Consider the following 21,237-nt stretch of genomic DNA (forward strand, 5'->3'; position numbering starts at 1 on the left):
CGCAATGCGTGTGAAATCCATTCATGCCGGGTAGTCGATGGCGACTTCGCCTGGGAGGTGGCCCGTGGATGTGCTGGCGGCGAGCGGACTCCGGCTCGACCTCGACATTTTCGACTATCTGATCCTCGCTCTGTACTTCGTCACCGTGCTGGGCATCGGCTTCGCCGCCCGCGCCGCGATCAAGTCCAGCAGCGACTTCTTCCTCTCCGGGAGATCGATGCCGGCCTGGGTGACCGGCCTGGCGTTCGTCTCGGCCAACCTCGGCGCGCTCGAGATCCTCGGCATGGCCGCCAACGGCGCCCAGTACGGCCTGATGACCCTGCACTACTACTGGGTCGGCGCGGTGCCGGCGATGGTCTTCCTCGGCATCGTGATGATGCCCTTCTACTACGGCTCCCGGGTGCGCAGCGTCCCCGAGTTCCTCCGCCGCCGGTTCAACAACGGCACCCACCTGTTCAACGCGATCAGCTTCGCGGTCGCCCAGGTCCTCATCGCCGGCGTCAACCTGTACGCGCTGGCCCTGATCCTGGAGGCGCTGCTCGGCTGGCCGCTCTGGGTCTCGATCATGCTGGGCGCCGCGATCGTGCTGGTCTACATCACGCTCGGCGGCCTCTCCTCGGCGATCTACAACGAGGTGCTGCAGTTCTTCGTGATCCTGGCCGGCCTGATCCCGATCACGATCGTCGGCCTGGTCAAGGTCGGCGGCATCGACGGCCTGTTCGACAAGGTCCGGCAGAGCCCGCTCGGCGAGGCCGGCCTGCACACCTGGGCCAACACCGGCAGCACCGACAACCCGCTCGGCGCCAGCTGGATCGGCATCATCTTCGGCCTCGGCTTCGTGCTGTCCTTCGGCTACTGGACCACCAACTTCGCCGAGGTGCAGCGGGCGCTCTCGGCCAAGAGCAACAACGCCGCCCGGCGGACCCCGATCATCGGCGCCTTCCCCAAGCTGCTGATTCCCGCGGTGACGGTGATCCCCGGCCTGATCGCGCTGGTGACGGTCAAAGGGCTGGGCGCCGAGTCCGGCGAGCTCCAGTACAACTACGCCATCCCGCTGCTCATGCGCGACCTGCTGCCCAACGGCGTGCTCGGCGTCGCGGTGACCGGCCTGCTCGCCTCGTTCATGGCCGGCATGGCGGCCAACGTGTCCGGGTTCAATACGGTCTTCACGTACGACATCTGGCAGAGCTACATCCGCAAGGACCGCAGCGACGAGTACTACCTTCGGGTGGGCCGCATCGCGACGATCGCCGGCGTCATCGTCGGCATCGGCACGGCGTTCATCGCGGCCGGCTTCAGCAACATCATGAACTACATCCAGGCGCTGTTCTCGCTGTTCAACGCCCCGCTGTTCGCCACCTTCATCGTCGGCATGTTCTGGAAGCGGATGTCGGCCTGGGCCGGCTTCTGGTCGCTGGTGCTCGGCTTCGTGGCCTCGCTGACGCTCTACATCCTGCACCTGACCGACGTGCTGCATTTCAACTCCGACCTCGACGAGAGCTTCTGGGGCGCGGGCGCCGCGTTCGTGGTGGCCGTGATCGTGGCCGTCATCGTCACCCAGTTCACCCCGTCGAAACGCGAGGAGGAGCTGCGTGGCCTGGTGTACGGCCTGGAGGGCAACACCGGCGAGGCGATCCTGGCCGGCGAGAAGGTCTGGTGGCGCAACCCGGTGCTGCTCGGCGCGATCGCCCTGATCCTGGCCGTCGTCCTGTACATCCCGGTCTGGTGAGAGGAGAGCCGCGATGACCAACGATTCCGGCAAGGAGACAAAGGTCGCGCGCCTGTTCGACGTGCGGCGGGTGATCGGCGGCCTGTTCGTGGTCTACGGCGTGATCGTCACGCTGCTGGGCATCTTCGACTCGCCGGCCGAGATCGACAAGGCGCAGGGCGTGCGCATCAACCTGTGGATGGGCATCGCCATGCTCGTGCTGGGCCTGTTGATGCTGCTCTGGCTGCGGTTGAACCCGCCGGAGGCGGCCCCGGGCCCGGAAAAGCTGAACCCGCCGGAGGCGGCCCCAGGCCCGGAAAAGGGGGAGGCCGGGCCGGAATGATGGCCGGACCGGTGCCCGGCCGGTGCGATTCGGTTGCACAGGTTCCGCATATCTTCCAGTGGCGGCCCCGAGCTTCCGATAGACAGGGCATGGAACCACTGGCCTCAGTCAGCTTCGCCACTTCCGGCGGTAGCCGTCCCGCCGGCTGGCAGGCACAAGTGAGAATCGACTACGTCATCAACAAGGTCGCGCAGACGCATCGCGGGCAGTCCGAGGATGCGGTTGCGCAGGCGATCCACGATCAGCTCCGTGCCGTCGGAGTCGTCCCCAACGGGCGGCAGATCGCGCAGTACGCCACCGCGATCTCGGCCCTCCCCCAGATCCCACCGAAGAAGTAGACCCCCACCGAAGAACCAGACCCCCACCGAAGAGCCAGATCCCGCCGAAGAGGTAGCCCGGTCCGTGAGCCGTCAACGGACCGGGCCATCTCCGGCTACGAGGCGGGGAATCGCAGGATCCGGTCGTCGCCCGAACGCGGATCGCCGCGGCCGTCCCGGTTCGAGGTGGTCAGCCACAGGGCGCCGTCCGGAGCGATCCCCACCGTCCGCAGCCGGCCGTATTCGCCCTGGAAAGACGCGGTGGGGGAGCCGCCGCCGAGCGGCACCTTCCACAGCCGCTCGCCCCGCAGCGCCGCCACGTACAGCGTGTCCCCGGCGATCGCCGCCCCCGACGGCGAGGCTTCGTCGGTGCGCCACTGCACGATCGGGTTGGCGAACCGGGGGTTGTCGCCCTTGCCCTCGACCTCGGGCCAGCCGTAGTTCTTGCCGGGCTCGATGATGTTGACCTCGTCCCAGGTGCTCTGCCCGAACTCGATGGCGTACATCGTCTTGTCGGCCGTCCAGGCCAGGCCCTGCACGTTGCGGTGGCCCATCGACCAGATCGGCGAGCCCGCCGTCGGGTTGCCCGGCGCCGGTTTCCCGGCCGGGGTCAGCCGCAAGATCTTGCCGTTCACGTCCTTCGGGTCCTGCGACTGGTCGCCGTCGCTGGCGTCGCCGGTGCCCACGTAGAGCATCCCGTCGGGGCCGAAGGCAAGCCGCCCGCCGTTGTGCCGGCCGCCCTTGCTGATCCCGTCGAAGATCACCGTGGGCGTCTTGTCGGACAGCTTGAAGCGGGCGATCCGGTTGTCGTCGGCGGCGGTGTAATACGCGTACACCAATTGGTCCTGAGCGTAGGTCGGTGAGACCGCGAGCCCGAGCAGCCCGCCCTCGCCCCCACTCCGCGATTCGGCGATCTGGTAGACCCGTTGCGGGTCCCCGCCGCCGACCGGGATACGCAGAATGTCACCCTTGTCGCGCTCGCTCACCAGCGCGCTGCCGTCCGGCAGGAAGGCGAGCCCCCACGGCACCTCCAGCCCGCTCACGATCGTCTGCGGCTTGCTCAGATCGGGGGCGCCGGGTGCGGCGGGGGTGACGAACGCCGACACGAACGGCGCGGACGGCACGGTGGCCTCGGCGCGAGGTGGCGACGGTGACGGCGTGTCCGAGCAGGCGGAGAGAAGGGCCGCGCCGGTCGCGACGGCGAGCAGGCGCGTGCGTGAGCCGGTGGTCATCGGTCCACCGTGCCACGGCCCGGCGAACTTCACCCATTCGCCAGACCGGCGATCGTGATTCGTCCGACGATATCGCGGTGCGAGCTCTGGCTGCGGCGGTCACGGTCGTGACATTGCTTTTCCCGTACGGGGAAAGCGTGGCGACCCCGTCCACGATCCAGTGGGCGGCGTGCCCGGAGGACGCGACGGTCCAATGCGGCACCATGCGCGTCCCCGCGGACTGGTCGAATCCGCTCGGCCCCAGCATCATGCTCACCGTCGCCCGCCGCCCCGCCCTCGACCCGGCCCAGCGGATCGGCACGCTGGTGGTCAACCCGGGCGGGCCCGGCGGCTCGGCCGTGAACTTCACCTTCGACGCGCCCGCGTTCTTCAGCGAGGAGCTGCGCAAGCACTTCGACATCGTCGGCATGGACCCGCGCGGAGTCGGCCGCAGCACCCCGGTCCTGTGCTCGCAGGACCTGGTCGACCAGAAGCCGTCACCGCTCGTCGCGGACGAACGCGAGTACGCCGCCCTGATCGAGTACAACCGCCGCCTCGCCGCCGACTGCGCGGCCCGGACCGGCCCGGTCTTCGGCCACGTCGACACCCTCAGCGTGGTCCGCGACGTCGACGCGCTGCGCGCCGCCCTCGGCGCCGACGAGATCAGCTTCTACGGCGCGTCGTACGGCTCACTCATCGGCGAGCAGTACGCCCAGAACTATCCGGACCACCTGCGCGCCCTGGTCCTCGACGGGGTGATGGACCACAGCGTCAGCGTCGGCACCTTTCTGGTGCAGGAGACCGACGCCGCGCAGGACTCCTTCGACGAGTTCGTGGCCTGGTGCGCCCGCGACCAGACCTGCGTCCTGCGCGGTCAGGACATTCCGGCGCTCTGGCACAAGCTGCTCGAGCGGGCCGCGGCCGGCACGCTGGAGAACCCGTACGACCGGCCGCACAAGCTGAACGTGGCCGATCTCACCACGGTCGCGTTCGCCGCGTTCTACCAGCCGGAGTGGTACTCGTTCGCCTACTACCTGCGGGACGCCGCCGCGCCGGCCGGCCGGGCGGCGCCCCTGCCGCCGGTGGACATCGTCGACCACAGTTTCCCGCCGGTGATCTGCTCGGACTGGTACCTGCCGATCACCGGCTACCCGGACCTGCGCCGCCGCCTCGCGGTCCTGCGCGAGCGGGCCCCGCAGATGATCGCCTCGCCGCTGGCGATCAATTCCGTGGCGGCCTGCCTGGGCTGGCCCGCCGCGCCGCCGAACCCGCAGAAGCGGTTCGCCCCGCCGCCCGGCACGCCGCCGGTGCTGCTGATCGGCTCCCGGCACGACCCGGCCACCACGTACAAATGGGCGGAGCGCATGGCCCGGCAGCTCGGACCGCTGGCCAGCCTGGTCACCTACGAGGGCTGGGGGCACGTCGTCTACGACCACAGCAGCTGCGTCTCGGGCGCGGCCGACGCGTACCTCATCGGTCTGACCCGTCCGGCCGCGGGCGCCACCTGTCCGGCGGTCGAGCCAAAACCGTTTGGCGTGCTCTGAGGGCGCTTGTATCGTTAGCCAAGCTAAGTACCTCTGCCGCTTCCCGGGAGGCTTTGCTTGAGCCGGCGTGCGCCCAAGGCGTCCATCGATCCGGATGTCCGCAAGAGCTGGCTGCGCCGTGCGCTGCCGCTCGTCAAGGCCCATCGCGGCCTGCTGATCACCTCGCTGGTGCTGTCGTTCGTGGGACTCATCGTGCAGGTGCAGATCCCCAACCTCGTCCGCATCGGCATCGACGACGCGATCGTCGAGCGCACCGGCCGGCTCGCCACGTACGTCCTGGCGATCGTCGGGCTGGCCCTGCTCCAGGGCCTGATCAACTACCTGGCCCGCCTCTACCTGCTGCGCACGGCGTACGAGATGGAGTACGACCTGCGCAACATCGTCTACGCCCACCTCGTCCGGATGCCGTTCGGCTTCTACGACCGGGTGCAGTCGGGCGAGCTGATGTCGCGCTCCGCCTCCGACGTGCGGGCCGTGCAGATGTACCTCTCGTTCGGCCCGTCGATCCTGGTGCAGTGCCTGATCGCGGTGGTCGCGTTCGTGCTCATGCTTTCGATCAACGTGCCGCTCGCGATCGTCGCCATGGTGACCATGCCGATCATCGGGGTGCTCGGCGTCAGCATGCGCAAGGCGATCTTCCCGGTGTCCTGGCTGATCCAGGCCCGGCTCGCCCAGCTGGCCACCGTCGTCGACGAGAACATCCAGGGGGTACGCATCGTGAAGGCGTTCGCGGCCGAGGGGCGCCAGCTGCGCACGCTCGCCGAGAGCGCCGACCGGATCCGCTGGGCCTACCTGCAGGACGCGCGCATCCGCAGCCGATGGAACCCGCTGCTGGACAATCTGCCCCGGCTCGGCCTCGCGCTGGTGCTGCTGGTCGGCGGGCTGATGGTGATCGAGGGGAACACCACGGTCGGCACGATCGTCGCCTTCAACTCCTACGTCCTGATGCTGCAGCCGCCGTTCCGGCTGCTCGGCATGATGATCATGATGGGTCAGCGCGCGTCCGCGTCGGCGCGCCGGATCTACGAGATCCTCGACACGCCGAGCGAGATTCGGGACGACCCGCACCCGGTCGAGAGGCCGTTGCGCGGCGATCTTGTGTTTGCTGACGTCTCCTTCGCGTACCCGAATGGCACTGTGGCGTTGGACGGCCTGAACCTTTCCCTCAAAGCCGGGGAAACGGTCGCCGTCGTCGGCGGCACCGGCTCGGGGAAATCGACCCTCGGCCGGCTCGCGGCCCGCTTCTACGACGTGACCTCGGGCCGCATCACCATCGACGGCATCGACGTTCGCAAGATCAAGCTGTCCGCGCTGCGGGAGCAGGTCGGCATCGTGCCGGACGAGCCCTTCCTGTTCTCCCTTTCGATTCACGACAACATCGCGTACGGCCGGCCGCACGCCACCCGCCGCGAGGTGATCGAAGCGGCGGTGGCCGCGGGCGCCGACGAGTTCATTCTCGAGCTGCCGGAGGGTTACGAGACCGTGGTGGGGGAGCGCGGCTACACCCTGTCCGGCGGGCAGCGGCAGCGGATCGCGATCGCGCGGGCGCTGATCGTCGACCCGCCGATCCTGGTGCTCGACGACGCGACCAGCGCCATCGACGTGGGCGTCGAGCAGCGGATCCACGGCACGCTCAGGGAGCGGATGCGGGGCCGGACCACGCTGATCGTGGCGCACCGGCTCTCCACGATCAGCCTCGCCGACCGGGTCGTGCTGATGGCGGACGGCCGGGTGATCGCCGACGGGACGCACTCGTCGTTGCTGGCGTCCGAACCTCGCTATGCCGAAGTCCTCGCGGCGGCGACGTCCTCGGCGGAGGACGTGTCCGCATGAGCATGTTCGGCGGTGGCTTCGGCGGCTTCAGCGTCGGCGGGCGACCGGCGGCCGGCGCGGCGGGGCGGAAGGACAGTGGGGCGCCGTTCGCGGGAATTCCGGCCGACCTCGCCGCCGGCGTCGCGAAGCTCGAGGCGACCGAGCCCGATCACGGCGACCCGCACGCGCCGTTCGACCCGGCGGGCGACTCGGGCGGGCGGGTGTCGATCGGCCGGCTGCTGATCCGGCGGCCCGGGCTGCTGGTGGCCGCGTCGCTGGCGATCCTGGTGGAGACGCTGCTGCTGCAGGCCGGTCCGTACCTCGTCCAGGTCGGCATCGACCACGGGATCGCCGCGAAGAACCTGCGCGTCCTGGTCATCGCGACGATCCTTTTCATGCTGGCCGTGATCTTCACCGGGCTGGCCACCGCGGTGCGGATGCGCAAGAGCGGCCTGCTCGCCGCGTCGGCCACGCGCGACCTGCGGATCCGCATCTTCGCGCACCTCCAGCGGCAGTCGCTGGACTACTACACGCGCGAGAAGGCCGGCGTCACCATGACCCGGATGACCTCCGACGTGGAGTCGCTGCAAAGTCTGCTGCAGGACGGGTTCGCCCAGTTCCTCATCCAGGGGCTGACGATGGTCGTGGTGACCGCGATCCTGTTCCACTACAACGTGGCGCTGGCGATCCTGACGCTGGTCATTGTGGTGCCGCCGCTCACGGCCGCGTCGCTGTGGTTCCGGTACGCGGCGGACCGTGGCTACAACCGGCAGCGCGACACCATCGCGGCGATGTTCGCGGACCTCTCCGAGAGCCTGAACGGGGTGCGGGTGGTCACCGCGCACAACCGGCAGGAGCGGAACGTCGTGGCGCACCGGTCGGTGGTCGGCGCCTATCGCGACGCCAACGACTGGACCGGGCGGATCAACGCGATCTACGGGCCCGGCACGTCGGTCATCGGGCTGATCGCGATGGCGATCCTGTTGCTCGTCGGCGGCCGGATGGTGCTGCGCGGCACCCTGACCATCGGCGAGTTGACGGCGTTCGTGCTGTACATCAACGCGTTCTTCCAGCCGGTCCAGCAGTTGGTGCAGCTCTACACCCAGTACCAGCAGGCGAAGGCGGCGATCGGGAAAATCCGGGCTTTGCTGGAAACTTCCCCGTCTGTCCGGCAGTCTCCTGGCGCCGTCGTGCTGCCCTTGGTGGCTGGCGAGATCGTCTTTGCCGATGTCACTTTCGGATATTTGCCCTCCCGGCCGGTCTTGTCGCATCTATCCCTGCGGATCGCGCCCGGGGAAACCGTCGCCTGCGTGGGGCCGACCGGGGCCGGCAAGTCGACGCTGGCCAAGCTGGTGACCCGCTTCTACGATCCCTCATCCGGACATATCACCATTGATGGCTATGACTTGCGGGATGTCACGCTGGCCTCGCTGCGCACCCAGATCGGCGTCGTGCCGCAGGAGCCGTTCCTCTTCGCCGGCACGCTGCGCGACAACATCGCTTTCGCCCGCCCGGACGCCACCGACGAGGAGGTCTGGGCGGCGGTCGACGCGGTCGGCCTGCGCGAGCTCGTCGAGCGGTCCCCGGAGGGCCTGCAGACCCCGCTGCACGAGCGCGGGCAGTCGGTGTCGAGCGGCGAACGGCAACTGCTGGCCCTGGCCCGCGCGTTCCTCGCCGAGCCGCGGGTCGTCGTGCTCGACGAGGCCACCTCGAGCCTCGACCTGCGCTCCGAGCTGCGGGTGGAGGCGGCGCTCGACGCGCTGCTGCAGGGGCGCACCGCGATCCTGGTCGCGCACCGGCTCTCCACGGCGATGCGCGCCGACCGGATCATCGTGGTCGACGACCACGGGATCGTCGAGTCCGGCTCGCACGCCGATCTGGTCCGGGCCGGCGGTCGATATGCCGCCATGTTCGAGACGTGGGCCGCGAGTTCTGGTAGGCAGGGATAGACACCTGCCTCTGCCCAGCCACTCGGAGGATCAATGCGGATCTTGCCGGTTTCAGCAGCAGTGTTATTGACGTCGACACTTCTCGCCGCGCCCGCCACGGCGTCCCCGCCCGCCACCGCCGCCCTCGGCCCCACCGCGATCGGCTACGGCGGCGCCGTCTCGACGGTCGATGCGACGGCCACCGCGGTCGGCCTCGACGTCCTGCGCCACGGCGGCAACGCGGTCGACGCGGCGGTAGCGGCCGCCGCTACCCTCGGCGTCACCGAGCCGTTCTCGTCCGGCATCGGCGGCGGCGGGTTCTTCGTCTACTACGACGCCCGGCACCACCGCGTCTCCACTATCGACGGCCGCGAGGCCGGCCCGGCCACGATGACCTCGACGTACTTCATCGACCCGGCCGACGGCCAGCCCTTCGACTTCCAGGAGGCCCGGGTCAGCGGCCTCTCGGCCGGCGTGCCCGGCACGCTCGCCACCTGGGAGACCGCCGCCCGCAGCTGGGGCACCCGGTCGCTGGGGAGCCTGCTGCAGCCGGCCGCCCGGGTCGCCGACCGCGGCTTCCCCGTCGACGCCACGTTCCACCAGCAGGTCGCCGACAACGCCGCCGCGTTCGGTCAGTTCGACGCGACCAGTGCGATCTACCTGCCCGGCGGGCAGCCGCCCGCGGTCGGCTCGATGCTGCGCAACCCCGACCTCGCCGACACGTACCGGCTGATCGCCCGCAAGGGCACCGGCGTGTTCTACCGCGGCCCGGTCGGCGACGACATCATCCGAACCATCCAGCACCCGTCGGTCTCAGCGCACCCGATCGGCACGTGGGCATATCCGATCCGGCCCGGCGAGCTGACCAAGCGCGACCTCGCTACCTATCGGGTGCGGCGGCCGGCCCCGACCCGGTCCGGCTTCCACGGGCTCACCGTCTACGGCATGTCCACGCCGTCCAGCGGTGGCACGGCCGTGAGCGAGGCGCTCAACATCCTCGAGCAGAGCGGGCTCTCCGGCGCCGACGCCACCAAGGTTCTGCATTACTACCTCGAGGCGTCGGCGCTGACGTTCGCCGACCGGGGACGCTACGTCGGGGCGTACACGTCTGATCGGATCTTGAAAAAGCTGGTCTCGGACCGCTGGGCCCGGCAGCGGGCCTGCCAGATCTCGCCCGCGACGGCGCTGACCAAGCCGGTTCCGCCCGGCGACATCAACGCCTCCGGCTGCACGCCGGCCATTGTGGGCGGACCCACCGAACAGGGCCAGAGCACTACTAACCTGACCGTGGCCGACAAGTGGGGCAACGTCGTCGAATACACGTTGACGATCGAGCAGACCGGCGGCAACGCGATGGTCGTGCCCGGCCGCGGTTTCCTGCTCAACAACGAGCTCACCGACTTCAACTTCGCCGGCACGCAGGGCACCGCACCCGACCCCAACCTGCCCGGCCCCGGCAAGCGGCCGCGCAGCTCGATGTCGCCCACGATCGTGCTCAAGGACGGCAAGCCGTTCCTGGCCCTCGGCTCGCCGGGCGGCGCCACGATCATCACCACCGTGCTGCAGATCCTGGTCAACCGCCTGCTGCTGGACATGCCGCTGCCGGCCGCGATGGCGGCCCCGCGCGCGTCCCAGCGCAACAGCGCCGGCATCCAGGCCGAGCCGGCGTTCCACACCGCTTACGGCCAGGCGCTGACCGCGCTCGGCCACTCCTTCGGCGCCGACACGCCCGAGCTCGGCGCCGCGACCGCCATGGAGTTCACCCGCCACGGCGGCATCATCGCCACCGCCGAGCCGGTCCGCCGCGGCGGCGGCGCGGCAGCCGTCGTCCATCCCACCCGATAGCGCCGTTTTCGCCGGCCCCGGCGCGTGTTGTCCGCGCCGGGGCCGGACCCGACGTGCTGAGATCGGTCGCATGGATGTGGTGGAGAACCCCGCGGGCGACCGCTTCGCCTGCCGTTACGAGGCGTACCTCACCGACCCGCGCACCGAGCGCATGAGGACCAAGTGGCGCGCCGAGGTCGCCATCAAACTGCGGTGACGGCGATGGTGGCGCCGGGGGCGGGCTGCTCGATCGGCAGGCCGGTCAGGCCGTCCTCGCCGAGCAGCCTGGCGACCGAGTTCTGCCCCAGCGGGCTCAGCATCAGCTCGTGGATCTGCACGACCCGCTCCGGCCGGACCGCGCGCACGAAGTCGGCCGCCTCGCCGAACTTGGTCCACGGCCCGCTGGTCGGCAGCAACAGCGTCGCGACCGGCACATCCGGCACGAAATACGCGTCGCCCGGGTGGTAGACCGCGCCGTCGATCACGTACCCCACATTGTCGATCTGCGGGATGTCCTCGTGGATCCGCGCGTGCCGGCCGCCCACGGTGACCACCGCAAACCCCGCGACCTCCAGCTTTTCGCCAGGCGCGACCGCGGTCACGCGGCCGTCGTGGTCACCGAGCCTTTCCCGCACGGCCGGTGGGCCCCACACCCGCAGCTCGGGCTGTTCTCGCAGCGCCGCGCCCAGCACGCCCTCGTCGAGGTGGTCGAAGTGGTCGTGCGTGATCAGCACCGCCTCGGCCCCGGCCACGGCCCGCGCGGCATCCGGCGTGAACGTGCCAGGGTCGATCACGAGCGTGCGGCCGCCCTTGGCCAGCGCCACGCAGGCGTGCGCGTATTTGGTGAGCTCCACGGCCCTTCCCCTTTCCGAGATGTACAGCCCTACTGTACACCTTTTCGCTCGTCGCCGGAGTCCCCGGGCGTTCGCTTGTCGCCGAAGCCCCCGAGCCTTCCCCCGTCGCCGGAGCTCCCGAGTTTCCCCCCATCGCCGGAGCTCCCGAGCTTTCGCCCTTCTCCGGAGCCCTCGGGCCCTCGCTTGTCGCCGGAGCCCTCGGGCCTTCGCTTGTCGCCGAAGCCGGCGAGGCGGTGGAGCAGGGCGGGCACGGCGCGCAGCATCGCACCCTCGGCCGGCGTGAGCCGGGCCTCGATCGCGGCCGCCACCCAGTCGCGCCGGGCCGCCCGATCGGCCTGGAGGGCCGACTCGCCGGCCGGGGTCAGCGTGATCACGAAGGCGCGCGCGTCGGCCGGATCGGGCGCACGGGCGACGAAGCCGAGCGCCTCGAGGTCGCCGACGACGCGGCTCATGCTCTGATGCCGCACACCGCGATATGCCGCCAGCTCGGCGATGCTCATCGGGCCCTCGCGACTGAGATATCCCATCGCCTCGGCCCGGATCGGCGGCAGCGAGTCGGCGCCCTCGCGGGTGGCCCGCACGAACCGCCCGATCGCGACCCGCAATTCCTCGGCGATGTCCTCCATTCGGCGATAATACAGTGTTGCTGTGCATCCGTCGTACGCGATAGCTTGTGCCTTGTGGATTGTTACGCCTGCCGCAACGACGCCCGATTCGACGAGCTGCCACCGCGCGAGCGGATCGCCGCCGACGAGTCATGGCGCGTGGTGCACGACTTCAACAGCGCGCTGCCGGGTTGGCTGGTCCTGCTGCCGCGCCGGCACGTCACATCGATCGCCGAGCTGACCGACGCGGAGGCGGCCACGCTCGGGTTGTGGCAGGTGCGCCTGTCGCGGGCGCTGCATGCGGTGACCGGCTGCGCCAAGACGTATGTGATGCAGCTGGCCGAGAAGGAGGGCTTCGCCCACGTGCACTTCCACATCGTGCCCCGGATGCCCGATCAGCCGGCCGACCGTCGCGGCCCGGCCGTGTTCGGCTATCTGGACCCCGAGCATGCGCTGCCGGATGCCGAGCGCGACGAGCTGGCTCTCGCCATCCGCGCCGCCCTCGAGTAGGCCGACGGCGGCGCAGTAGGTCGACGGCGGCGCGGTAGGTCGACGGCGGCGCGGTAGGTCGACGGCGGCGCGGTAGGTCGACGGCGGCGCGGTAGGTCGACGGCGGCGCAGTAGGTCGACGGCGGCGCGGATGGCCGGCTGCGCCGCGCTCGAGCAGGCCGACGGCGCTGCGGCAAGCGGGCGCTGACGGCAGCGCCCGGGGCGGGTCAGGTGGGTAGCTCCCGCATGGTCCGCAGCGGGGACAGCACCACCCACACCACGCCGAGCAAGGCGCCCACCGTGGCGATCCACAGCGCCGGCCGCACGCCGATCGCCGCACCCAAAGCGCCGCCCAGCACCGCGCCGATCGGGCGGATGCCGTAGTTGACGGTTCGCTTGAAGCCGGACACGACCGACAGGCGCTCGTGCGGGGTGGCCGCAGTCTGCACCGAGCCGGCGGCGATGTCGAGCAGCATGATGCCTAGGGCCGCGATGAACTCGGCGACGAACAGCAGCCCGGGCCCGGTGGCCAGCGGCACGAGGATCAGCGGCGCGGGAAAGATCACCATGCCGGCGATCAGAGCGGGGCCGATCCCGACGCGGCGGGCGACGCGCTCGGCCAGCACCGCGCCGAGCAGGCCGCCGATCGCGCCGGCCCCGGTGATCAGGCCGAGCAGGCCGGGGGAGACGTGCAGCTGGGTCGTCACGTAAAGGACGAACAGGGCGGCGAAGATGTAGTTGAAGAGGTTCAACGTCGAGGTGCCGAGCAGGATGGCGCGCAGGACGGGCGAGCCGAGCACGAAGCGCATGCCGGCGGCCATCCCGCCGCTCTCGGCCGCGGTCGGCGGGCGGCGCTCGGCGACCCTCATCCGGGCCAGGAAGCCGGCCGACGCCGCGAAGGTGACCGCGTCCACCAGCAGGGCGAACGGCGCAGTGAAGATCTGGACGAGCAGGCCGCCGACGCTGGGGCCGGCCACGTAGGACATCGCGCGGCTGCCGTTGACGAGGCTGTTGGCGCGCACGTAGTCGGGGCGCTCGACCAGCGAGGCGAACAGGCTGCTGTGCGCCACCTCGAAGAGCACCGACAGCGTGCCGGTGCCGAACGCGATCGCGTACAGGATGGCCAGCGTGAGGGAGCCGCTCCACCAGAGGAAAGGTACGGCCAGCAGCAGGGCGGCCCGGCCCAGATCGGCGGCGATCATCAGGCGGCGCTTGTGCGGGTACCGGTCGACCCAGGCGCCGGCCGGGAGCGAGAAGACGAGGTTGGGCGCCAGGGCGGCGGCGGTCAGGTAGCCCATCTCGGCCGGGCCGGCGCCGATCGCGAGCACGGCCAGCAACGGCATGGCGAGCACGGTGATCTGGTCGCCGAAGAGCGAGACGGTCTGCGCCGACCAGTATCGGCGGAACGGGGCCCGGCGGAGCAGGGGCGGAGCGGGCGGCGCGGAGGCCGCCGGCAAAGCGGAGGCCACGGGCGGGAAGGGCGAAGCGGAGGCGGCGGGCGGGAAGGGCGAAGCGGAGGCGGCGGGCGGGAAGGGCGAAGCGGAGGCCGCGGTCGAAGCGGCCAAAGTGGGCGGGGCGGGCGAAGCGGCCGGAGCGGTGTCAGTCACGGGGCACCGCCATCCGGATGATCTGCACCGGCCGCGAGCCCGCCGGCCGCCGCGACGGATCGGTGAGCCGGTCGTCGTAGCGGGACATCAGCGCGTCGATCTGCGCCATCAGCTCGCCCAGCTCCTCCGCGGTGACGTGGGCCAGCACGTCGCCGGGGCCGGCCGCCCGCCGCCACTCGGCCGGCTCGTCGCCGCGGGTCGTCAGGTATTCCTGCGCCCGGCGCGCGTATTCGGTGACGATCGTGGCGCTGAGCTGGTCGGCGGCGGCGCGTACGGCCGGATCGTCGGAATCGTGGTCCCAGGACGTGTACTGCGCGGTGGCCCGCCACGGCCGCTCGCGCGCGTCGACGCCGGGCGCCCGCTCGGCGAGACCGTACTTGGCGAGCTGCCGGAGGTGGAACGAGCAGTTCGGCACGGTGTCGCCGAGCCGGGCGGCGGCCTGGGTCGCGGTCATCGGGCCCTCGGCCCGGAGCAGGCCGATCAACCGCAGGCGCAGCGGATGCGCGTACGCCCGCAGCGAGGTCGCCTCGGTCAGCCGGATCTCATCGGTCATACCCTAGAGAATGCTTTATAAAGAGTTCTCTAGCAAGTGCCGATCCTAGAAACCTCGCCGCAGCAGTTGAGCGTTGAGGGCGACCACGATCGTCGAGGCGGACATCAGGATCGCGCCGACCGCCGGGCTCAGCGCGAAGCCGGCCCAGGCCAGCACCCCGGCGGCGAGCGGAATGGAGATCACGTTGTAGCCGGCCGCCCACGCCAGGTTCTGGACCATCTTGCGATAGGACGCCCGGGACAGCCGGATGACGCCGGTGACCCCGCGCGGGTCCGACGACGCCAGCACCACCCCGGCCGACTCGATCGCCACGTCGGTGCCGGCCCCGATCGCCACCCCCACGTCGGCTCGGGCCAGCGCGGGCGCGTCGTTGACGCCGTCGCCGACCATCGCCACCCGCAGCCCGCGCGCCTGCAGGTCGGCGACCGCACGGTCCTTGTCAGCCGGCAGCACTTCGGCGAAGACCTCATTCAATCCGAGGTCCTTGCCGACCGCATCGGCCACCGGTTTCGCGTCCCCGGTGATCATCAAGATTTCGCGTACGCCTTCGCGGCGCAACGAAGCGATCGCGTCCCGCGCCTCCGGGCGCACCTCGTCCTCGAGCGCGAACGCGCCGATCACCTCGGCGTCGGCGATCAGGTACAGAACCGCGGCGCCACGGCGCGACCACTCCTCGGCCGCCTTGCCCAGTTCGTCGGGGACGGTGAGATCCCACTCGCGCAGCAGGGCCGGCCCGCCCACGGCGTACGGATGATTGTCGATCAGCGCACGCACCCCGCGCCCGGTCAAGGACTCGAAGCTCGACGCGGTGATCCGCCGCGGCGCGGCGGCCACGATCGCCCGGGCCAGCGGATGCTCGCTGTCGGCCTCGACGCCCCCGGCCAGCGTGAGCACCTCGTCCTCGGTGCGGCCGGCCGCCGCCGCGACGCCGGTGACCTTGTGCGCGCCCTTGGTCAGCGTGCCGGTCTTGTCGAACAGCACGGCGTCGACCGTGCGCATCCGCTCGAGCGCGAGCCGGTCCTTCACCAGGATGCCGTTGCGGGCGGCCAGGGCCGTGGAGATCGCGATGACCAGCGGGATGGCCAGGCCCAGCGCGTGCGGGCAGGCGATCACGAGCACGCTCACCGTGCGCACCACGGCCTGGCCGAGATCGCCGACCGCCCACCAGGTCAGGAACGTGATCAGGCCGGCCCCGGCGGCGACGTAGAACAGCAGCGCGGCGAATCGGTCGGCCAGCACCTGCGCCCGCCCCCGCGACTCCTGCGCCTGGGCGACCAGGCGCCCGATGCCGGCCAGCGCGGTGTCGTCGCCGACCGCCGTGACCTCGACCCGCAGCGCCGAGTCGGTCGCCACCGTCCCGGCCACCACGCGCTCGCCGATCCCGCGCGACACCGGGCGCGACTCCCCGGTGATCATCGACTCGTCGAGCGACGCGGCGCCGTCGACGATCGTCCCGTCGGCCGGCACGCGGCCGCCCGAGCGCACCAGCACGGTGTCGCCGACCCGCAGGTCGCCGATCGCGACCGTGGTCGGGTCGCTGCCGGGACCGAGCCGCTCGGCCTCGTCCGGCAGCAGCGCCGCCAGCGCGCTCAGCGCGCCCTGGGCCTGGCCGATCGCCTTCATCTCCTGCCAGTGGCCGAGCAGCATGATCGTGACCAGGGCCGCGAGCTCCCACCAGAAGTCGAGGTCGAACCAGCCGAAGCTGGTCGCCATCGACGCCACGTAGGCGACGGTGATCGCCATCGAGATCAGCAGCATCATGCCCGGCCCGCGACCGCGGATCTCGTGCAGGCCGCCGGTGAGGAACGGCCACCCGCCGTACCAGAAGACGATCGTGCCGAGGACCGGGCCGACCCAGGCGATGCCCGGGAAAGCGAGCGTGTAGCCGAACCAGTCCATGACCATCTCGCTGGTCACGATGATCGGGACGGTCAGCGCGAGGCTCAGCCAGAACTTCCGCCGGAAGATCTCGGGATCGTGCCCCGCGTACTGGCCGTGCCCGTGCTCGGCGTGCTCGCCGTGCCCCATGTGCTCCGCGTGCTCCATGTGCTCCATCGACGTCCACCTCCGCCTGCAACATATACCCCTAGGGGGTATTAGCCAACCCCGGAGTGACGCGGGACGCAGGCCGATATGGTGACCGGATGCGCGAAACGCCGGAGGAACTTGCCGCCCTGCAGGACCTGCTCGACGCCTCGCTGGCCCGGTCGACCGCCCACCTGCGCTCGATCGTGGCCGGCCGCACCATGACCGCCGCGGATCTCGTGGCGACCCTGACCGGCATGTGCACGCTGGCGCTGTCGACCGTGACGGCGTCCGGCGAGCCCCGGATCAGCGGCGTCGACGGCCACTTCCTGCACGGGAGGTGGCATTTCGGCACCGCGCGCACCGCCGCGAAGGCCCGCCACCTGGCCGCCCGCCCGGCCGCCAGCGCGGCCCACATGCGCGGCGAGGAGCTGGGCGTGTTCACGCATGGCACGGCCGAGGAGGTGAAGCCGTCCGGCGAGGACTGGCCGGAACTGCTCGAATATCTGCGGGAGCACTACGGCAAGGACGCCTTCGACTGGGAGAACGAGGTCGTCTACTACCGGCTGCGGCCGCACTGGATGACGGTTTATGCGGCGTAGCGGTGACCCCGGTCAGCGGGCGTCCATCGGCAGCCGCACCAGCACCGTTGTGCCCGCGCCGTCGGTCTCCACCAGCTCGATGCTGCCGTGGTGCCGGGTCACGACCGCCCGGCTCAGCGTCAGCCCCAAGCCGGTGCCGGGAATCGCTTTGTCCCGGACCCGGCTGGTCCGGTAGAGGCCGGTGAACATCTTTTCCCGCTCGTCCGCCGGCACGCCCAGCCCGGTGTCCGTGACCGCCAGTTCCGCCGCCCGGCCCGCCGCCTTGAGCGTCACCCTGATGTGGCCGCCGTCGGGGCTGTATTTCACGGCGTTCCCGAGCAGGTTGTCGACGACTTGACGCAGCCGTTTCCGATCCCCGGGCAGGACCAATTGTTCGGGCAGTTCCTCCTCGATCACCAGCGGCGCCCCGTCCACCGCCGCACGCGCCTTCGCCAGCGAATCCCGTACCACCTCGGCCAGATCCATCGGCGCGAGCTGGATGTCGGCGTGGCCCGCGTCCAATGCGGACAACTCCATCAACTCGTTGATGATGTGCCGAAGCTGATTGGTGTTCCGGTCGATCACCTCCAGCAGCCGCGGCCCCTCCGCGACCAGTGTCCGCTCGTCCGCCTCGCGCAGCAGTTCGGTATAGGCGCTGATGGATGTCAGCGGGGTGCGCAGCTCGTGTCCGATCAGCGCGAGATATTCGTTCTTCGAGCGGTTCAACTGACGCTGCAGGTCGTCGACGAGACGCCGTTCCACGAACTGACCGATGTGCGCGGCGATCCCCGCCATCAGGGCGAGCAGCTCGTCCTCCGGGTCTTCGACGGTGTCCGCGAAAACCGTCAGAACACCGAGAGTCTCAAAGCCTTCGCGTACGGGCACGGCCAGCGCCGCGTGCAGCCGCGAGCTCCTGGCCGTCGCCTCCGAGATGAGGCTCTGCGGCTGACCGACGTCCCGGATCCACAGTGGCTTGCCAACCTGCCAGGCCCGGCCGGCCAGTCCCATCCCGTACGGAAGATCGACCGGCACGTCGATGTCGGCCTGCCATCCCGGGGCGCTCCACCGGGCGGCCGAGCGCACCACCCCCGCGGCGTCGTCGACCAGCCACAACTCCGCATGCACCCAGTCGAGGGTGCCGACCACGGCCTCCAGCACGCGGGGCCCGGCCGCCTCGACGCTCGGGGCCTCGGCGAGCGCCGTCGTGACCGCGAGCTCGCAGGTGCGGAACCGCTCCACCCGCCGGCGGCGGGTCACGTCCTGCACGGCCTGCACCGCCCCGACCGTGTGCCCGTCCGGCCCGGTGATCGGGTGCGCGTCGACCAGGTAGTGGCGGGTGCGCCGGTCCGAGCCGTGCAGGATCACCTCCTCGTCGCGCAGGTGATCGCCGCGCAGCGCCCGGAAGATGGCGAGGTCGGCCCGGGTGATCGCCGTGCCGCCCGCATCGGTGAGCCCGTCGGGCATGCGGTCGTCGGGCAGACCCCCTTCGCCCCACATGGCCCGCATCCGCTCGTTGACGAAGACGACCCGACCGTCCGCGTCGCACGCCGTCACCCCGTCGTGCAGGCTGTCGAGCACCGCGTCGAGAAACCGGCGCTGCTGGTCGATCTCGTGCCGGGCCACCTGCTCGGTGATCAGCAGCGTGCACACCTGCGCGGCCTCGGCGACCGCCGCCACCTCGTCGGCGGTCCACGAGCGCGGCTCGTGGTCGCACGCGCAGCAGATGCCGAGCACCGCACCGTGCGGGTCGCGGATCGGATGCCCCAGATAGGCCCCGCTGCGCCCGTTGCGCACCCGGTCGTCCGCGGTCAGGTCGGCGATCAGCACCGGCGCGTCGGTCCGCAGCACGATCTCGGCCAGCGAATCCGCGATCGGCACGTCGGCGACCTCGTCCCAGCTCCCGGACAGCCCCCACCCGCCGTAGAGCCGCAGCCGCCCGCCCTGCGCGAAATTGATCAGCCCGACCGGCGCGTGCGCGGCCCGGGCCACCAGCGCCGCGAGCTGATCGGCCGCCCCGCTGGTGAGCACGCCGCGGTGCAGCTCCGCCGGGGTGCTCAGGATGCCTTCCTCGAGCACGCCGGGCCGCCACGAGAACCCGCCCGCGACCGTCGTCGGGGCCCGGGCGCCCCACAACGGTCCGGCGTCCGGGCCGGGGTCCTCACGCCGCATGGCCTACCTCCGGCTTTCCAGCCTAGGGAAGAAAGACCGCCAAAACCGCCAAACCGACAGGTACGCCGCCGGTCGGCGCGCGCATGTTCGCGACGACTTGGCGCGCCGCCCGGCACGGATCTTGTGGAGTTGTAGCGCGTTGCGCGCGTCAGGAGCGGGCGTATCGCAGGTCGGCGATGGGGCGGCCGGCCGCCGTGCCGCGGCGCTCGAACTTGGTCTCGGGGCGGCCGGCCCGGTCGGCGTCCACCCGGTGCAGGAAGGCGGCGGCGTCGAGGGTCTCGGCCATCGCGGACGCATAGTGCGGCCAGTCGGTGGCGCAGTGCAGGATGCCGCCGGGCCGGAGGCGCTCGCCGAGCAGGGCCACATTGCCGGGACGGATCAGGCGGCGCTTGTGATGACGGGCCTTCGGCCACGGGTCGGGGAAGAAGACGTTGATCGCGTCCAGCGAGGCGGGGGCGACCTTGTGGAGGAGATCGATGGCGTCGCCGCGGGCCACCCGTACGTTATGCAGGTCTTGATCTTTGATCTTCGCCAGCAGATTGGCGATGCCGGGGGTGTGCACCTCGACGCCCAGGTAGTCGCGGCCGGGGTCGGCGGCGGCCATCGCGGCCAGCGTGTCACCCATGCCGAAACCGATCTCCAGCACCACCGGGGCCGAGCGGCCGAAGAGCGCGGCGAGATCGAGCGGGGTGCCGTCGCCGTCCTCGACGGCGACGCCGAAAAGCGGCCAGAGCTCGGCGTGCGCGTCGGCCAGGCGAGGGCCCAGCCGGCCCCGGCGCGGGTGGAAGGTGCGGATATGCCGGTCGGCGGTGTCGGTCATGGTCGCTCAAGCCTACTGACGGCGCGCGGCCGTGACCCGGGCACCGGTCCGTCGGCCGCTCAGAAGTCGTGCCGGACCCCGGGATGCCTCGTGTCGGGCCGCTTCACGTCGGGCCGCTTCACGTCGGGCCGCTTCACGTCGGGCCGCTTCACGTCGGGCCGCTTCACGCCGAGACGTCGATGCGGCGCGGGCCGCGGGACAGGTATTCCAGCGCCTTGGCCAGGTAGGGGCCGACCGGGTTCGGGCCGCCCGCGCGCTCGAAGCGGCGGTTGAGATCCTTGAGGTAGACCCCGGTGACCGGCTGGCCGGGCGCGAGACGGCCGGCGGCGCGCTCCGCGGCGATCGCGGCGGCGAAGGTGGTGGTCGACTCGCGGGCTGGGTCGAAGCCGGGCGCGATGCGCTGGCCGGTCGCGTGGTGGATGAGCTCCCGGTCGGCCACGGTGAGCGCGTCGAAGTCGTTGCGGTGCGGCTTGTCCTCGACACGGTGCCGGTGCACGGGTGTGACGGGTGTGCGCGGCGTGAACGCCGAGCCCAGGCCGGAGACGGTCATCGGCGATTCCCCCATCGTGTTGCCACCCGTCCACACCCTCTTCGGCACCTTGGCGGAATCGCTTAGCGCGTCGGCCGCACGCCGATTTGGCAGGCTAGGCATCTTTCGGGTTGGTGGTTCGGCTCCGCTATGAGTCGCCTTTGCTCTGCTCACCTGCGGTAAGCAAGCTCCGGTCGCTTCGGGCCGATCCGGGCGAAGCGGCCTCGTCACGGACGCCGGCGCGTAGCCGGGCCGCCTGGCGCGGGCGCTTCCTGTGGGTGAGCAGAGCAAAGCGTTGCGAACACCCAGCTCAGACCA

The 21,237-nt window shown here is 71.0% G+C and carries 19 protein-coding genes; 10 read left to right on the forward strand and 9 right to left on the reverse strand.

The genetic code is table 11. The annotated features are described in order from the left end of the window. The first annotated feature begins 37 nt into the window (after positions 1–37). The 3 genes from ACFQS1_RS28945 to ACFQS1_RS28955 all read left to right on the forward strand — a co-directional run bounded on the left by ACFQS1_RS28945 (position 38) and on the right by ACFQS1_RS28955 (position 2,389). Positions 38–1,729, forward strand: a complete 1,692-nt coding sequence (locus tag ACFQS1_RS28945; protein WP_378974396.1) for a sodium:solute symporter family protein — start codon at positions 38–40, stop codon at positions 1,727–1,729. A 13-nt stretch (positions 1,730–1,742) separates the two neighbouring features. Beyond that, positions 1,743–2,051 (forward strand): hypothetical protein, encoded by a 309-nt coding sequence (locus tag ACFQS1_RS28950; RefSeq protein WP_378974399.1) that lies wholly within the window; start codon positions 1,743–1,745, stop codon positions 2,049–2,051. A gap of 158 nt (positions 2,052–2,209) precedes the next feature. Further along, positions 2,210–2,389 (forward strand): hypothetical protein, encoded by a 180-nt coding sequence (locus tag ACFQS1_RS28955; protein WP_378974401.1) that lies wholly within the window; start codon positions 2,210–2,212, stop codon positions 2,387–2,389. A 95-nt stretch (positions 2,390–2,484) separates the two neighbouring features. Here the strand turns inward: ACFQS1_RS28955 and ACFQS1_RS28960 are convergent, their stop codons facing one another. Next, positions 2,485–3,600 (reverse strand): PQQ-dependent sugar dehydrogenase, encoded by a 1,116-nt coding sequence (locus ACFQS1_RS28960; protein WP_378974404.1) that lies wholly within the window; start codon positions 3,598–3,600, stop codon positions 2,485–2,487. A gap of 77 nt (positions 3,601–3,677) precedes the next feature. Here ACFQS1_RS28960 and ACFQS1_RS28965 point away from each other — a divergent pair, with 77 nt between their 5' ends. The 5 genes from ACFQS1_RS28965 (at position 3,678) to ACFQS1_RS28985 (ending at position 10,904) form a co-directional block, all read left to right on the forward strand. Further along, on the forward strand, positions 3,678–5,123 hold the full coding sequence (locus ACFQS1_RS28965; RefSeq protein ID WP_378974407.1) for an alpha/beta hydrolase: 1,446 nt from the start codon (positions 3,678–3,680) through the stop codon (positions 5,121–5,123). 57 nt (positions 5,124–5,180) lie between these two features. Continuing rightward, positions 5,181–6,956, forward strand: a complete 1,776-nt coding sequence (locus ACFQS1_RS28970) for an ABC transporter ATP-binding protein (RefSeq protein WP_378974410.1) — start codon at positions 5,181–5,183, stop codon at positions 6,954–6,956. Next, positions 6,953–8,884 (forward strand): ABC transporter ATP-binding protein, encoded by a 1,932-nt coding sequence (locus ACFQS1_RS28975; RefSeq protein ID WP_378974413.1) that lies wholly within the window; start codon positions 6,953–6,955, stop codon positions 8,882–8,884. The genes ACFQS1_RS28970 and ACFQS1_RS28975 overlap by 4 nt, the downstream gene beginning before the upstream one ends. 33 nt (positions 8,885–8,917) lie before the next feature. After that, on the forward strand, positions 8,918–10,708 hold the full coding sequence (gene ggt / locus ACFQS1_RS28980) for a gamma-glutamyltransferase (RefSeq protein ID WP_378974416.1): 1,791 nt from the start codon (positions 8,918–8,920) through the stop codon (positions 10,706–10,708). Between the two features lie 70 nt (positions 10,709–10,778). Then, positions 10,779–10,904 carry a hypothetical protein gene (locus ACFQS1_RS28985; RefSeq protein ID WP_378974418.1) on the forward strand — a complete coding sequence of 42 codons (126 nt, stop codon included), beginning with the start codon at positions 10,779–10,781 and terminating at the stop codon, positions 10,902–10,904. Here ACFQS1_RS28985 and ACFQS1_RS28990 read toward each other — a convergent pair. Then, complete coding sequence (locus ACFQS1_RS28990; RefSeq protein ID WP_378974420.1) at positions 10,891–11,541, reverse strand: MBL fold metallo-hydrolase; 651 nt, start codon at positions 11,539–11,541, stop codon at positions 10,891–10,893. The two genes, ACFQS1_RS28985 and ACFQS1_RS28990, sit on opposite strands and share 14 nt — an antisense overlap. Before the next feature lie 29 nt (positions 11,542–11,570). Next, the gene (locus ACFQS1_RS28995; RefSeq protein WP_378974423.1) at positions 11,571–12,167 is read right to left on the reverse strand and encodes a MarR family winged helix-turn-helix transcriptional regulator; all 597 of its coding nucleotides are present in this window, start codon (positions 12,165–12,167) and stop codon (positions 11,571–11,573) included. Positions 12,168–12,221: 54 nt separating this feature from the next. Here ACFQS1_RS28995 and ACFQS1_RS29000 point away from each other — a divergent pair, with 54 nt between their 5' ends. Beyond that, a complete protein-coding gene (locus ACFQS1_RS29000) occupies positions 12,222–12,656 on the forward strand; it encodes an HIT family protein (protein WP_378974425.1) in 435 nt (144 codons plus the stop codon). Positions 12,657–12,862: 206 nt separating this feature from the next. On the opposite strand, the gene ACFQS1_RS29005 is transcribed toward ACFQS1_RS29000, so the two are convergent. From ACFQS1_RS29005 to ACFQS1_RS29015, 3 genes are all read right to left on the reverse strand, one after another. Beyond that, entirely contained in the window at positions 12,863–14,104 is a 1,242-nt protein-coding gene (locus ACFQS1_RS29005) for an MFS transporter (protein WP_378974428.1), read from the reverse strand. Positions 14,105–14,234: 130 nt separating this feature from the next. Beyond that, the gene (locus tag ACFQS1_RS29010) at positions 14,235–14,795 is read right to left on the reverse strand and encodes a winged helix-turn-helix domain-containing protein (RefSeq protein WP_378974430.1); all 561 of its coding nucleotides are present in this window, start codon (positions 14,793–14,795) and stop codon (positions 14,235–14,237) included. Between the two features lie 45 nt (positions 14,796–14,840). Next, positions 14,841–16,841, reverse strand: coding sequence for a heavy metal translocating P-type ATPase (locus tag ACFQS1_RS29015; protein ID WP_378974527.1), 2,001 nt, complete (start codon positions 16,839–16,841; stop codon positions 14,841–14,843). Between the two features lie 98 nt (positions 16,842–16,939). Between ACFQS1_RS29015 and ACFQS1_RS29020 the strand changes: the two genes are divergently transcribed. After that, positions 16,940–17,422, forward strand: coding sequence for a pyridoxamine 5'-phosphate oxidase family protein (locus ACFQS1_RS29020; protein WP_378974433.1), 483 nt, complete (start codon positions 16,940–16,942; stop codon positions 17,420–17,422). 12 nt (positions 17,423–17,434) lie between these two features. Here ACFQS1_RS29020 and ACFQS1_RS29025 read toward each other — a convergent pair whose 3' ends face one another. The 3 genes from ACFQS1_RS29025 to ACFQS1_RS29035 form a co-directional block, all read right to left on the reverse strand. Next, on the reverse strand, positions 17,435–19,570 hold the full coding sequence (locus ACFQS1_RS29025; RefSeq protein ID WP_378974435.1) for an ATP-binding protein: 2,136 nt from the start codon (positions 19,568–19,570) through the stop codon (positions 17,435–17,437). A 148-nt stretch (positions 19,571–19,718) separates the two neighbouring features. Then, complete coding sequence (trmB, locus tag ACFQS1_RS29030; RefSeq protein WP_378974438.1) at positions 19,719–20,390, reverse strand: tRNA (guanosine(46)-N7)-methyltransferase TrmB; 672 nt, start codon at positions 20,388–20,390, stop codon at positions 19,719–19,721. A 163-nt stretch (positions 20,391–20,553) separates the two neighbouring features. Beyond that, complete coding sequence (locus ACFQS1_RS29035) at positions 20,554–20,940, reverse strand: hypothetical protein (RefSeq protein ID WP_378974441.1); 387 nt, start codon at positions 20,938–20,940, stop codon at positions 20,554–20,556. Positions 20,941–21,237: the final 297 nt, after the last annotated feature.

Origin of the sequence: Paractinoplanes rhizophilus (assembly GCF_042664765.1) — a bacterium.
Lineage (GTDB): Bacteria > Actinomycetota > Actinomycetes > Mycobacteriales > Micromonosporaceae > Actinoplanes > Actinoplanes rhizophilus.